The following is a 14,351-nucleotide window of genomic DNA, read 5'->3' on the forward strand; positions in this document are numbered from 1 at the left end:
AAATTTCTGCTTATCGCAACGGTAGTTACAATATCAAGGGCTTCCTCCTGATTGATCCATTCGTGAGCTTTACTTATGCTGAAATTATATGTCAGTTTGTAACTTACAAGAGCTTTCAGTAAATTGTTGATATCAATTCCATTCTTTTTGTGTTTACCAAAAACTGAAGGAAGATTAAGGGTTTCGTAAAGTTGGTTTACAACCAGAACGGTTCCGATAGGAAAGCATATATTCTTGTCAGGAATAATCTCATATGTTCTTAGTTTTTGTTTGCATTATAACCCAATACAGCAAGGCTAAGAACACTATTATTACTTTTGACTGTCAAAGTCGGGATGTAAATAAATTCCATTGTGTTTACTCATAGGTGGATATTTTTGCTATTATGTTCTGATTACATTGTGAGATATTTATCAAAAAAGCAGAATGCCCCTTCGTAAGCTAGGGGATGAAGGCGTACAAAAAATATAAAAATATTAACTACATAATGTAATGTATAAATTTACGAGAAACAAGTAAACTTAATATATTTAAAATACCGTAGGGACTACGGGTAGAGCCTGTGGACTTGTTTCCGTTGGGAAAAGGTATGAAGCAGGAAGCATCATGCGTAAGCGTGGTGTGGTTCACAAGGTGTTTCAAATGGAGGAGACAACAATTCCTGAAAGGGTTAGTACTGGTATTAATGGACTGGATGAGATGCTCAAAGGCGGGTATTTTAAAGGTACCGCAAACGTTGTTTCCGGGAAATCAGGTACCGGTAAAACGATTTTTGGATCTCAGTTCATTTATGAGGGGGCAAAGAACGGCGAGAAGGTGATGTGTATAATCACATCGGAAGAATCCAAATCCATCGTTCGGGAAATGAAAGCATCTTTTGACTGGGATTTCAAGAAACTTGAGGATGATGGCTTACTTTCTTTTGTTGATATCACAGATCCGGGGCTTCGTCTCCAGAAAAGTGTGGAAATCGCACCCTCAGAGCTTATCAAGAGTTTCAAAAAGCTAATTGAAAGCAAAATAGATGATGTGCAGCCTCAGAGGGTATTCATTGATTCAATTGAGGCCCTTTTCCTTGCCATAGACTCAAATTATAAACTCAGGACTCTGATAGATGATGTATTTGGTGTCCTGCGCAGCCGCGATGTAACTTCTTTGATTTCGGTTGGCAAGATGTTTGACCTTGATGAGATGGTGGAATATGGTGCCGATTCAGTTGTCAAACTGGAACGTGTCAGGGTAGGCAATAATCTCCAGCGTACCATCTTTGTTATGAAAATGAGGGGCTCGAGCACAATCAATGAGGTGCGTGTGCTTAATATTTCGGATAATGGGATGTCGGTGCTTGCCCAGTCTCCGTATCTGGAGTGAATATTCTTATTTTACTCCAGCCCTTCTTCGGTAATTATGAATTCCCTGCTCAATCCTTCCGGCCGGGAGCGATGTTTGAGCAGGTTGGCTTTTCTTTTATTCTCCCCTGTACGCTCAAGCTGAATTATGGTTTTTGACATATGTTCGACCGTACTGCCACCCACAGGTTTCAGTTTGCCCGTTCCTATGTCTGAATAGACCTGATTTGTGATAACAACTACAATTCCTCTCTTGCGGGCCAGGCCGTGCAGATAGCCTATCTGATTGGCAAGTTCCCTGCGGGTGCGGATACTTTTCTCTTCATCTTCAAGACCAAAGCGGTAATAAGCAGTTGCTGAATCCACAATTATAAGTCCGATGTTCTGGGCACTTATTTTTTCTATCTCATGGATTGCAGAATACTGTTCCTCAAAACTGTGGGGTTCGTAGATGATTATGTTCTGGGCAATTTCCCTGGCATTTTCACCTGCTATCTGACTGAACCGTTCCGGTGAGATTGCCTCAGTATCAACAAGAATTGCTTTTTTTTCACCCTTTACACAATGGACTGCAAGCTGGAGACAGAGGTTTGTCTTTCCGCTTCCGGATTCTCCATATATCTGGGTCACAATTCCTGCTTCGAACCCGCCTCCAAGCAGTTCATCTATGGGTTTGCACCCTGATGTAAGTAAGTCGGTTATATTGTACACCTCAATTGGTTCAAGTTACTGCTATTATCGGGGTTTAGGTTATACATCTTTTGGAAACATTTCTTTTTGTTTGTTACCAGATCAGATAATACAATAAATTCAGAACATCTAGATTATTTTATTGTATATCACATTTGTTACCAGGCACATTTCAGTGTATCCAGACATAGGGTGAAAAAGCATTATAAATGAATGAATCCTATTTCGATCTACTTACTGCGGGAAGTCAGTCGTTTAGGGGAAATCGGAATCTTGTTCATGATCGTTGATTCCTTTCTATCTTCTCTGGCTCTCCTGATGGTGTTTATTGTTACAAGGATGGAGTATCATGTCTGAAATTATTATCTATACCACCGATGTCTGCCCGAAATGTGCCCGTCTGAAAGCGACGCTAAAAGAGAATAATGTACAGTTTAAAGAAGCAGATATGACATCTGCAGAAGCACTTACCGAACTGCGCATAAATGGTGTCTTTACAAGTGAAGCACCTGTATTGCAGATAGGGGACGATTTCCTTACATCTGACAATATATTCAAAGGCAGTGATGTGGATATGGATGTCCTTCAGAATTTACTAAATTAAATGGGGGCTTAATATGGATTCTATGGCAGAAGAAATTGAAAAGAAAGTAAAAAATACCGATATAAGCGGTGTCCCTGAGGACACCATTCCTTCGTCCAATGTTGTTGAAGCAACTTCCGAATCATCTCCACGCCAGCAGACTCTTGACGGGAGCTTTGTTTCAATAATGCCTAAAGTCAGGACCACTGACGGCCATATGGTTGAATGGGACCGCAATATCGTTGTAAATCAGCTGCTAAAAGAAACCTCTCTCAGTGAACGCTTCCATGGTATCCCGGCTATCACCCGGGATGATGCCCTTGGTATAGCAAAGGAAACGGAAAAAAGAATTCGTAGTATGAATCTCAGATTCCTCTCCGGCCCGCTCATCAGGGAAGTTGTTAATATGGTCCTGATTGAGCGCAATGAGGTGGAATGGCGTAATATTTCCACCAGGGTAGGTACTCCTGTTTATGATGCCTGCGAGATCGATATGGGTACAGGCTTTGAAGCCAAAGAAAATGCCAATCTCCAGGAGAATGCGGAAACCTCCCACAAGAAAAAGGCCGACAAAATCTCCAAGGAACAGTATCTTTTACTTCTGCCACCCAAACTTTCCGACCTTCACCTGAATGGTGATCTGCATATCCATGACCTGGAATACATGGGAACCCGCGCTTTCTGTCAGGACTGGGATTTGAGATACTTCTTCTATTATGGTCTCATGCCGGATGGTTCCGGTGCCAAGGCAAGTGTTGCCGGTCCTGCAATGAAAGCTGAAGTTGCAGTTCTTCATGCGGTAAAAGCCCTGGGTAGTGCCCAGACGAATTTTGCCGGAGGTCAGGGATTCTATAATTTCCTTACGTTCCTTGCGCCCTTTTTAGAGGGTAAGTCCTACAAGGAGATCGAACAGCTGATGCAGATGTTCGTTTATGAGATGACCCAGATGATGGTAGCCCGGGGAGGACAGCTTGTCTTTTCCTCCGTACAGCTTTCTCCCGGGGTTCCAAAACTCTGGAGAGATAAACCTGTAGTCTATCGCGGACGTGTCTGGGATGGTTCGGATGGTAGTGACGTTAGGGTTTATGGTGATTATGAAAGGGAGGTCCGTCTTGGTTTCCAGGCGCTTATGAATGTCATGCTTGAGGGTGATTACTGGGGTAAACCCTTTAATTTCCCCAAACCGGAGATCTCGATTGAGCCTGATTTCATGGAAGAGGACGAGATGTTCAATCGTGCCCATCCAGAACTTCCGACCTATGATGATCTTTATAACCTGACATTCGAACTTACCGCCAAGTTTGGCACTCCCTATTTTGATAACCAGCTTCCTCCTTACAGGGGAGCAGGTGAAGGAATCTCCTGTTACCAGTGCTGTGCTTATCAGTTTTCTGCAAATGCAGAAGATGATGATGAATTTGAAGAAAAGCTTAACTTCAAGGACGGAAAACACTTTTCCATGGGTTCCTGGCAGGTTGTTTCCCTGAATTGTCCAAGGGCTGCCTACGATGCACAGGGTGATGATGAGGAACTATTCGCAAAGCTTAAGGGTTTGATGGACAGGGCAATTGAGGTGTTCCAGACCAAACTTAAATGGATGACCCCGATCATTGAATCCGGCAGGATGCCCTTTGCCACACAGCAGCCCAAGGACCCGGTTACCGGCAAGAAAGGCGCTGTTGCTGTTGATATGGATAGTCTTGTGTTTACCATAGGTGTGGTGGGTATCAATGAGATGGTCCAGTACCATACAGGTTCCCAGATGCATGAGTCAAAAGAGGCTTTCAAGGTTGCCGTCAGGGCAATGACAGAAATGGAAATGCATGCCCGCAAGATTTCAGAGGAACACGGGGTTGAGATAGCTCTTGCACGAACGCCTGCTGAAACTACCTGTCAGAGATTCGGTGTTTCAGACCTGCTTCATGATGAGTACAGGGAAATGGCTGCTTCGGTTCTCAAGGGAGATGTGGAATCCTCGGTATCCAGACTCAAGGAAACGCACGATTTGCCTGTGTATTACACCAATGGTACACATGTACCACCGGGAGCAGACCTGTCCCTGATGGAGCGGATCAATGTAGAGCATGTATTCTTCCCTATTGTTGATGGGGGAAATATCATGCACATCTGGCTTGGTGAAGGTTCTCCCGATGCAAAGGGACTGAAAGACTTTACCATGCATCTTGCACGCAACACCCAGACTGGCTACTTTGCTTTTACAAAGGACATGACCGTCTGTATGAATGATTTCCATATGATGTCCGGATTGCAGGACCGTTGTGAGAATTGTAATTCCGATAATGTGGAGCACCTTTCCAGGGTTACCGGTTATATCCAGTCTGTAGGCGGATGGAATGCTGCCAAGAAACAAGAACTTGCGGACAGGATGAGATATGGCTCCCCGGACATGCGTTGAAGATTTCGAGGTGAATTTCGGGGACTATGTCCCCCTTTCTACCCTCGATTGGCCGGGCAAGGCCTCTGTAGTTTTCTTTTTAAGGGACTGTCCTTTCAGGTGTCCTTACTGCCAGAACTATTCTATTTTGAATGGTTCAGAGCTGGTCGAAAGTTCCCAGATAAAACAGTTAATGGAAACTTCCCGTCCCTTTGTGAGTTCTGTGATAATCTCGGGTGGGGAACCCCTGCAACAGGAGCAGGCAGTTTCAGGAATCGCTCAAATGGCCCGGGATATGGGACTTCTGGTCGGGATACATACCAATGGTGTACACATCGATGTTCTGGAAGATCTTATTGAAAATGAATTGGTTGATGGTGTTTTCATCGATGTCAAAGCCTCTCTTGAAAATGCCGGGGATTATGGCAGGATGATTGGTTATGGCTCCTATCCTGCTGTGACAATTTCACCGGCAGATGCTGTGAATAATGTGCAACGTTCCATAAAACTGGCTGCAGAGAACAAACTCCTGCAGGAATTAAGAACAACCGTGCTGCCAGGTTTTATGGATAAACCCGAGGATATTGAATCGATTGCTTCTTCTATTTTAAAATGTGCTGGCAGCGATGTTGCCTATTTTATCCAGCAGGGTGAAACGGAACATTCAATGGACAGGAACCTGAGGAATCTGTCTCCCCTGAGCCGGGATGAACTTTTATCCCTGGGTTATGCTGCAACTTCTTTCCTGAATAATGTCTGTATACGTACCGGCAAAAACGGCACTGAAAAAATAACTTCAAACCAGTCTGAAGTTTAAGCAACCTCTTTATATGTGCCGGCAGTACCTTTTGTAAGATATAGTTATGAGAAGCATACCTGCTGAATTATCGCCTGTCCTGGCGGTACTTGATCTGCAGGCGTGCTTTCTGGCTTTTTCCGATGCCTTCTGATTTCGTAAACCGGAACATTCGTATTGCTGATATGATGTGCAGAGAGGCATTGGATATTTCGGAGGTTTCGATGGTATCAACGATAAAGGATATTGATGAACGCGCATTTATCTCACAGCTGGCTTCAGTTTTTGGCAGGGGTAACAGGGAATTGAGGGTGCCTGCCGGGGATGATGATTGTGCGGTCCTTGAATTTGGCGGGGAGTACCTTGTAGTTACTACAGACATGTTGCACCAAAAAACCGATTTTCCCGATACGATGACCCCCTGGCAGATCGGCTGGATGGCTGCTGCGGTGAATTTCAGTGATATTGCTGCAATGGGCGGCCAGCCTCTGGGTTTGCTTGCAGCGGTGGGTTATCCTGAGAATATGTCTCTGGCAGATGCCGGCGAGATTGCCCGGGGAATGCGGGATTGTGCACAATTCTGCGAAACTTCTGTGATCGGAGGGGACGTGGATTCCCATGAGGAACTTACCATCACAGGAACTGCCCTGGGCAGGGTTTCCAAAGAAGAACTTCTCACCCGTAAAGGATCAAAACCCGGAGATCTGGTTTGTGTTACCGGCACCCTGGGGGCAGCCGGGGCAGCCCTGGAAGCCTACCTGAAAAAGATGGATTTTGATGACGATTTCATGAAATCCCTGCTGGAACCCGTGCCCCGGATTGTCGAGGGCAGGATGCTTGCAAAAAGCGGTGCTGTGACCTCTGCCATGGATACCAGTGACGGTCTGGCACTGTCGCTGTATGATCTTGCCGCTGTCAATGACGTGGGTTTTGTCCTGAGGGAAGAATCCCTCCCAATAGACAGGCGTGTTTCTGAGATTGCTTCAAGCAAGCAAGAAGCCCTGGAAATGGCGCTGTATTCAGGCGGGGATTTCGAGTTGTTGGTAACGGTTTCAAGGGAGATGTTCGAGGCGTTACAGGCCGAATCTTATTTAACTGTTGTAGGAGAAACTGTTGGCATTGATGCAGGTATTAACTTAATTGGCAAAGATAGGGCAAACTTTGCTATTAATCGAAAAGGTTATTTACATATAGGAACATCTGAACAGATATGATTATACAAAGGAGATTATGCTATGAAAACCGGATTTAAGATTTTATTGATAGGATTGATGATTATTGGTATGAGTTGCGGAGTGGCAGCGGCTGCTGCACCCACATTCAATGATGGCGGTGTAACGCCTGGAAATGGTGAAATCGGACAAGATTTTACATTCACCGCAAATTTCAGTGATGCAGATAATGATTCTATTTCTGTTAATATCACGATTGATGGTATTGACTATGAGATGAACGAATCAAATTCTGGTGACACTAATTATAGTGACGGTAAAGATTTTTATTTTGACTTCACTCCCGGCACAACCCATGATTCAAGTGTTGCGAACGCTTCTCATCCATACAATTTCTCAGCTACTGCTGCAGGAGATACAACCGGTCCTTCTGGGGGTGGAACATTTGAGATATTGAACACAAAACCATCTCTTATCAATCAAGGCGTGTCATCAACATCGGGTAACAATTCTACAAATTTTGACTTCACAGTTACTTTTACAGATGCAAATAATGATAGTGCAGCTTATGTAAATGTAACTATTAACGGAACTGAATATGGGATGAATGAATCAAATTCGGGAGATGACACAACTATTGATGGAAAGGACTATGAATTTAACAAATCAGGTTCTTTCTTTGGTCTCGGTATTTTTGACTATTTTTTCACTGCTTCTGATGGAACAGATACAGCAGATCCAACTTCTACAGAATCATTTACAGTGAATAATGCACCCCAGTTAGACGGCTCTGTTTCACCTTCAACTGGGTCTCCGACAACTACATTTTATTTCAATGCAACCTATACTGACCTTGATAATCAGACTCCTTCAACCATTCAAGTTTACATAAACAGCACTCACGATATGGATTACATAAACGGCACTCACGATATGGATCCGGTGGATACCGGGGATACCGATTACACTGATGGTAAAAATTATACCTACAATATGTCAGGTTTCCCTGAAGACACTTATTCATATCATTTTGAAGCATCCGACGGAACTGAAACAGTAACGTATACAAACACTCCTGATACTTTCGATTCAGCAGTTTCAAACCATGAACCCACAATAGATGGAAAAGCTGAATATGAAACCGGATCAAATATCGTCGGTTCTAAAATTTACTTCAATGCAACATATAAAGATCAGGACAATAACGAGTCTGATTATGTGAGGGTAGTAATAAAAGGTGATACTCATAATATGAGTAAGGTTTCATCCAACAATCCAGAGGATGGTGTGGATTATTCATATAATACTACATCTCTTGGTGAAGGAAACTATACGTACCAATTCTTTGCTTCAGATGGTACATTTGAAGCAAATTCTTCGGAAAAGACAGTAACCATCCAATCTTCTACATATTACTGGGGTAACCGTATCTGGGAAGAAGGAAATCAGTCAACCACGTACACATGGAACGGCCGTAGTTTCTCCGGTTTCTACTATGACCTTGACACAGGTGATACTTCCGAGTCTATGACAATCACGATTGATGTCGATGGTCGTGAGATAGAGGAAAATGCCCTTTTGTATAGTACCGTGCCTATATCCAAGGAATTTGAGTACAATGGCTGGGACAATTACCAGATAATAGGCTTCATGGCAGAGCGATATTTTGCTGGTTATAAAAATACATCTACATCTATCGTAGATAGCGACCTCAGTCTGATGTCAGATGGCATCCTATCAAAGGTTCTTTTGGATACAGACGATGACGAATCCATCTACTCCGGATCATCTCTGGCTCTTGAGGAAGGTTATAACCTCAATATTCAGCAGGTGGATGTAAACGGGGACAGTGTATGGATAAGCCTTACTCAGGATGGAGATGAGGTAGATGATGCAATCCTTTCCTCCGGTGACACCTATGTTTATGAAAAGGACCTTGGAGGCGTGGATGATGTCCCCGTAATTGCAGTACATATTGAGGACGTATTCAGTGGTACTGAGACAAATGCTGTCTTTATTGACGGTATTTTCCAGATCTCCGATGACTATGTGGAAATCGATGAAGGCGATGAATACGGCGAGATGACGATTTCCAATGTAGGTAAGACTGAAATAGAAATGAAAAATGAGGACGGTTCCATCGACCTTGATGAAGGCGACATTATTGACATCATGGGCAAACTCAAATTCATAGTAGCAGACGATAATGATGTATTGAGATTTGCACCCTTTGTCGATATGTCCGAACCCGGCACCTATGAACTAAGGGGTACCATTGCTGAAGATCAGGGCTTTACCTGGACTCCATTGAACTTCGAGGGTTTCTATTATGACATAGATGAGGGGCTGAGCAGTGAATCTCTTACTGTGGAATATGATGGACGGTCAATTGATGAAGGTAATCTAACTTATAAAGCTGAACCTGTACCTGTAGATTTCGAATACAATAACTGGGGTAAATATAATGTAATCGGTTTCATGGCCGAGAAGTATTTCGCAGGATATGATGACAGTGAGTTTGGAGGTGAAATTTATGATTCAGATCTCATGTCCAGCGGCCAGCTTTCAAAGGTCCTGATAGATGATGACGATGAAAAATCGGTCTATACAGGTTCCTCCCTGATTCTGGAAGAAGGTTATGCCCTTAATATTCAGGAAATTGATGTCAATGGTGAAAGGGTAATGGTTGAACTGACCCGGGATGGAGATGACGTTGAGTCAGGTATAATATCTTCCAACGATGAATATGTCTATGAGAAAGATGTCGGTGATGAAGACGATGTGCCAATAATCGTTGTCCATTTCAATGAAGTGTTCAGCGGTACTGAAACCAGTGCTGTATTTGTTGAAGGTATCTTCCAGATCTCCGAAGATTATGAAGAAGTTGAAGATGGGGACACATTTGGGGAGATGGAAGTTACCGGTACAAGTCCGATCACTCTGAAAAATGAAGACTCCATCGACCTTGATGAAGACAGCACCATCGACATCATGGGCGAGATCAAATTCAAGGTTGCCGATGACAGCAGTAATGTCCGTTACTACCCATTCGTTGAAGTGGAAACCGAACCCGATGAATCCCTGGACATTGATATCGAACCAACCACTGTTGTCGAAGGCGAGGAAATCACTTTCACAGTAACCTCCCGTGGGGCTTCTATCAGGGATGCATCGATACTCATTGATGATGAAAAGGTTGGAACTACCTCAGATGAAGGTGTTTTCGAGTATGATACTGGTGATGCCGGTACGTTTACTGCAACAGCTGAAAAGGAAGGCTATGTTTCATCAAAAGGCAGTTTCGAAGTAATATCTCCTGAGGATGAGAGCAAAAAGATCAGTATCGAAGTTTCCCCTGAGGAAGTCTTTGAGGGTACACCGATAACCATCTCTGTGGTCAAGGCGATCGGCTCCGAACCACTGGAGGATGCCGAGGTATTCTTTGACGGCACATCCCTGGGTGAGACTGATGAGGACGGCACGATAACCTACAATCCCAAAGAGCCCGGCACCCACAAGCTGGAAGCCAAAGTTGATGGTTACCTTGATGCAGAATTGAACATCAAGGTCAATGAACTGGCAGCAAACTTCGAATTCAGCAATCTGAGGATCGATCCGCTTCCTGCCACTGCCGGTGAGGAATTCACGGTAATGCTTGAATCGACCAACACAGGTAATGCAGAGGGCAGTTACACGGTCGAGTTATCGATCAACGACAATGTGACAGACAGCCAGGAAATCACTCTCGGACAGAACAATTCCACAACCGTTGAATTCACCTCTACTGCAGGTGAGCCGGGTACCTATCTTGTCAAGGCAGGCGGCCTTTCAACAACCATGGATGTGGAAGAGGGAACAAGTATTGTATGGTATGCCCTTGGTGGCCTTATCCTTGCAGTTGGTGGAGGTGCAGCCTACGTATTTGCCACAGGCGGAACTGCCAAATTCGCTGAGATCGCAGAATCCCTGCGTTCCATGCTGGGCAGGTAAAACCAGAACATGAGCGCTTAGAAAAGCGCTCTTATCTTCTTTTTTCATTCCATTTCCATTTTTCGTGCCACATTCTCGATTGCCTCAAGAAGACTATCCTTTGGCATAATGGTAGATACAGGTATTTTGATGATTTTTTCCACCGTAGGGCTTACGATAGGTGCGCATACCAGTGCCCTTGCTCCTTCCCTTTCAGCCCGTACAGCCGCAATGATCGCTTCTTCCATGGAGGTAGCTGCATACTCTCGTATGGTGCACAGGTTTCCGTGAATTTTCCTTTTTGTCTCTTTAATATTATCCAGTACCGGCCGGGATGCTATAACAGCTATGAATTCTCCGCCCTCATGGCCTTCGAGTTTCTTTATGGTTTTCACTATCTGGCGCATCGTGCGTAAATTGGGTTCCCGGTTGCCGGACATAAGTTTGTAGAGGGTACTTGGTGGAATGGAGGAATGTTCGGAAAATTCTATCGCTGTAAGACCCAGATCCTCCTTGATGACCTTCAGTAAAGTATGCTGGAACGCTTCATCGGATTCAAATGCTGATTCGATAACTTTGTCTGCAATACTCATTTTCCTATCTCCATTTATTTCTAGCATTAAAAGGGAATGATTGATGATATATTAATACTTTTAGGACATAATATGGCGACATAAGGCAATATATAAATAATGTCTCGATTACATTAACAATATTGGCTATATAGTAGATTATAGTGATAAATATAAAAAGGTGGATCATAATGAAAAAAATCAGTAAAATACTAATCCTCATGCTTGTTGTGGCAGGTGCTGTCTTCCTTGCAGGCTGTGCTTCCCAGGATGGAGACGGAGGAGCAGAAGAGGCGGCGGACGTGACCACTCTTAATATAGGTTACCAACCCAGTACCCATCAGCTTTCCTATATGACAGCCAGGGAAAAAGGATGGTGGGAAGAGGATCTTGCTTCCAATGGTGTGGAAGAAGTGAAAGAATATGAATTCCCGACCGGTGCTCCTGAAATGCAGGCAATGCTTGCTGGTGACCTGGATGTGGCCTATGTCGGCGCTGCACCATTCGTATCAGCCCTGAGTAACGGTCTTGATGCCAAAGTAGTTGCAGGCGTGAATTCCCAGGGATCCGATCTTGTATTGCGTCCTGAATTTTCCTATGAAAGTCCCGAAGATCTCAAGGGATTGAGCATTGCAACGTTCCCACCGGGCACGATTCAGGATACAATTCTGCGTAACTGGCTGAAAGAAAACGGTATCGATCCGGACAAAGATGTTGATATAAAACCGATGGGTCCCGGTGATGCTATCTCTGCAATTTCCGCAGGCCAGATTGATGCTGCATTCCTGCCCCATCCTGCTCCAACCCTGATTGAACAGGAAGGCAACGGCAGGTCAATTGTATCTTCAGGGGAAATGCTTCCCGATCATGCATGCTGTGTAGTTGTTGTGAGTGGTGATCTCATACGCAATCATCCGGAAATGGTGGCCGAGATTGTAAAAACCCACATAAAAGCCACAGATTATAATCTTGACAATAAGGATGAAGCTGCACAGATATTTGCAGATAAACAGGGCTGGGATGTTGATGTGGTTCGTGCTTCCCTGAAAGAATGGGATGGTCAGTGGATTGCTGATCCTGCCATAATAGCAGATTCCACTGTGGATTATGCACAGGTGCAGTATGAACTTGGTTATGTCGATGAGGAATTCGCCCAGGAAGATATATTCGACATGAGTTTCTATGAACTGGCCATAACTGAGTAAAATAAACAGCAACCCTTTTAAGGACCTGTTGATTATAGGTCGCCGGAAGTGGAGGTAATTCCTCCACATATTTCCGGAGGTATCATGAAAACCAAACCGGTTTCAAAAAAAGGCATAGAAATCATTTCTCTGGTAACAGCCATTATAATATGGCAACTTATAGCTGATTTTGTTATCGGGAATACCTTCATTCTTCCAAGTTTTACAGATGTAGTTTATGCTTTCATCAAAATAATCGAAAAGGGAGTTCTGTTCACCGATCTTTCAATAAGTCTGCTGCACTTTGGAATAGGTATCATTTCGGCTCTTGTTATAGGTGTCCCAACCGGGATTGCAATGGGATGGTTCCATAATGCAGACAGGGCAGCAGATCCCCTGATAGAGATTGTACGTCCGATTCCTCCTCTTGCATGGATTCCCTTTGCAATTGTATGGTTTGGCCTAACTCACATATCTGCCGGATTTGTAGTTTTTGTAGGGGCTGTTTTCCCGATTATTATCAATACATTGACCGGTTTCAAGAGCGTTTCAAAAGTTTATGTGGAAGCCGGTAAGGTACTGGGTTGCATGAAAAGCACTTCTCTTATTCGTTATATTGCACTACCCTATTCACTGCCCTCTATAGCTGCAGGCATAAGAATTGCCATGGGTGTTGGCTGGATGTGTCTGGTAGCAGCTGAGATGTTCGGTGTCAGTAAAAACGGTCTGGGATACAAGATATGGTGGCATTATTATCTGCACCAGATGGATTTCGTGCTGGTCTACATGCTCATTCTGGGCTTTTTGGGATTGTTGATAGATCGTGTTTTCCGCTGGTATGTGGACGGGAAATTGCTCAAATGGAGAAAAGGAGTCGTTGTTTAAATGGGCCGACTTGTGATTGAGAATGTGGGACAGAGTTTTGAGAAGGATAGAGGTGAGGCTACCGATGCCCTCAGGGATGTGAATTTTGAGGTTAAAGATGGGGAGTTTGTCTGTATCATTGGTCCATCAGGTTGCGGAAAAACCACTTTATTGAGAATCGTTGCCGGCCTTGACAGGGCTGATTCGGGCAGGATCCTGCTGGATGGAGAGACAATAAACTCTCCAGATCCTCGCAGGGGCATGGTTTTTCAGGAATATTCGCTGTTCCCCTGGCGGACAGTCATGGATAATGTGACCTTCGGCCTGGACATGAGTGGTATGGATAGGAAAGAATCCAGGAAGATTGCTGAAGAATATCTGAGGCTTGTAGGTCTTGAACAGTTCAGGGATAGTTATCCTTACGAACTTTCAGGAGGAATGAGACAAAGGATTGCGATTGTCAGAGCTCTTGCAAATGACCCGGCGGTTTTACTTATGGATGAGCCTTTTGGATCCCTGGATGCCCAGACACGCAATAAACTCCAGCAGGAACTGTTACAGATATGGGAATCTAAAAAGATTACAATTCTTTTTGTAACACACAGTGTGGATGAAGCAGTTTATCTCTCCGACAGGATTGCTGTTATGACTTCCCGCCCCGGGCGAATAAAGGAAATGGTTGATGTTGATCTGTCCCGGCCCAGGGACAGGACAAGTACCTCTGCAAATAAACTGCGTAACCGTCTGCTGAATATGCTGGCTGAAGAAAATAAGTAA

Annotated in this window: 11 protein-coding genes; 9 read left to right on the forward strand and 2 right to left on the reverse strand. The window is 44.1% G+C overall.

What is annotated here, in order from left to right; translation table 11 throughout:
- The first annotated feature begins 642 nt into the window (after positions 1-642).
- Positions 643-1,371 carry an ATPase domain-containing protein gene (locus tag EFE42_RS06175; RefSeq protein ID WP_123136586.1) on the forward strand — a complete coding sequence of 243 codons (729 nt, stop codon included), beginning with the start codon at positions 643-645 and terminating at the stop codon, positions 1,369-1,371.
- 11 nt (positions 1,372-1,382) lie between these two features.
- Here the strand turns inward: EFE42_RS06175 and radB are convergent, their stop codons facing one another.
- Positions 1,383-2,060 carry a DNA repair and recombination protein RadB gene (gene radB / locus EFE42_RS06180; RefSeq protein WP_123136430.1) on the reverse strand — a complete coding sequence of 226 codons (678 nt, stop codon included), beginning with the start codon at positions 2,058-2,060 and terminating at the stop codon, positions 1,383-1,385.
- A gap of 328 nt (positions 2,061-2,388) precedes the next feature.
- Here radB and EFE42_RS06185 point away from each other — a divergent pair, with 328 nt between their 5' ends.
- The 5 genes from EFE42_RS06185 (at position 2,389) to EFE42_RS06205 (ending at position 10,975) form a co-directional block, all read left to right on the forward strand.
- The gene (locus tag EFE42_RS06185) at positions 2,389-2,643 is read left to right on the forward strand and encodes a glutaredoxin (RefSeq protein WP_123136431.1); all 255 of its coding nucleotides are present in this window, start codon (positions 2,389-2,391) and stop codon (positions 2,641-2,643) included.
- 166 nt (positions 2,644-2,809) lie between these two features.
- Positions 2,810-5,038, forward strand: a complete 2,229-nt coding sequence (gene nrdD, locus EFE42_RS06190) for an anaerobic ribonucleoside-triphosphate reductase (protein ID WP_233564764.1) — start codon at positions 2,810-2,812, stop codon at positions 5,036-5,038.
- Positions 5,016-5,834 (forward strand): anaerobic ribonucleoside-triphosphate reductase activating protein, encoded by an 819-nt coding sequence (locus tag EFE42_RS06195; RefSeq protein WP_123136433.1) that lies wholly within the window; start codon positions 5,016-5,018, stop codon positions 5,832-5,834. Before nrdD ends, EFE42_RS06195 begins: the two co-directional genes overlap by 23 nt.
- Positions 5,835-6,037: 203 nt before the next feature.
- Positions 6,038-7,027 (forward strand): thiamine-phosphate kinase, encoded by a 990-nt coding sequence (gene thiL, locus EFE42_RS06200; RefSeq protein WP_123136587.1) that lies wholly within the window; start codon positions 6,038-6,040, stop codon positions 7,025-7,027.
- A gap of 21 nt (positions 7,028-7,048) precedes the next feature.
- Positions 7,049-10,975, forward strand: a complete 3,927-nt coding sequence (locus tag EFE42_RS06205) for an S-layer protein domain-containing protein (protein ID WP_123136434.1) — start codon at positions 7,049-7,051, stop codon at positions 10,973-10,975.
- A 44-nt stretch (positions 10,976-11,019) separates the two neighbouring features.
- On the opposite strand, the gene EFE42_RS06210 is transcribed toward EFE42_RS06205, so the two are convergent.
- On the reverse strand, positions 11,020-11,547 hold the full coding sequence (locus tag EFE42_RS06210) for a helix-turn-helix domain-containing protein (protein WP_123136435.1): 528 nt from the start codon (positions 11,545-11,547) through the stop codon (positions 11,020-11,022).
- A 170-nt stretch (positions 11,548-11,717) separates the two neighbouring features.
- Here EFE42_RS06210 and EFE42_RS06215 point away from each other — a divergent pair, with 170 nt between their 5' ends.
- The 3 genes from EFE42_RS06215 (at position 11,718) to EFE42_RS06225 (ending at position 14,351) form a co-directional block, all read left to right on the forward strand.
- Positions 11,718-12,731: an ABC transporter substrate-binding protein gene (locus EFE42_RS06215; protein WP_123136436.1), complete on the forward strand. Its 1,014-nt coding sequence runs from the start codon at positions 11,718-11,720 to the stop codon at positions 12,729-12,731.
- Between the two features lie 84 nt (positions 12,732-12,815).
- Entirely contained in the window at positions 12,816-13,595 is a 780-nt protein-coding gene (locus tag EFE42_RS06220; protein WP_123136437.1) for an ABC transporter permease, read from the forward strand.
- Positions 13,596-14,351: an ABC transporter ATP-binding protein gene (locus tag EFE42_RS06225; protein ID WP_123136438.1), complete on the forward strand. Its 756-nt coding sequence runs from the start codon at positions 13,596-13,598 to the stop codon at positions 14,349-14,351.

Source organism: Methanohalophilus sp. RSK (genome assembly GCF_003722075.1).
Classification (GTDB): domain Archaea; phylum Halobacteriota; class Methanosarcinia; order Methanosarcinales; family Methanosarcinaceae; genus Methanohalophilus.

Coding starts and splice junctions, on each gene's coding strand:
- thiL (WP_123136587.1), top strand. CDS start 6,038: ATGGTATCAACGATAAAGGATATTGATGAACGCGCATTTATCTCACAG.
- nrdD (WP_233564764.1), top strand. CDS start 2,810: ATGCCTAAAGTCAGGACCACTGACGGCCATATGGTTGAATGGGACCGC.
- EFE42_RS06215 (WP_123136436.1), top strand. CDS start 11,718: ATGAAAAAAATCAGTAAAATACTAATCCTCATGCTTGTTGTGGCAGGT.
- EFE42_RS06195 (WP_123136433.1), top strand. CDS start 5,016: ATGGCTCCCCGGACATGCGTTGAAGATTTCGAGGTGAATTTCGGGGAC.
- EFE42_RS06205 (WP_123136434.1), top strand. CDS start 7,049: ATGAAAACCGGATTTAAGATTTTATTGATAGGATTGATGATTATTGGT.
- EFE42_RS06210 (WP_123136435.1), bottom strand. CDS start 11,547: ATGAGTATTGCAGACAAAGTTATCGAATCAGCATTTGAATCCGATGAA.
- EFE42_RS06175 (WP_123136586.1), top strand. CDS start 643: ATGGAGGAGACAACAATTCCTGAAAGGGTTAGTACTGGTATTAATGGA.
- EFE42_RS06225 (WP_123136438.1), top strand. CDS start 13,596: ATGGGCCGACTTGTGATTGAGAATGTGGGACAGAGTTTTGAGAAGGAT.
- EFE42_RS06220 (WP_123136437.1), top strand. CDS start 12,816: ATGAAAACCAAACCGGTTTCAAAAAAAGGCATAGAAATCATTTCTCTG.
- EFE42_RS06185 (WP_123136431.1), top strand. CDS start 2,389: ATGTCTGAAATTATTATCTATACCACCGATGTCTGCCCGAAATGTGCC.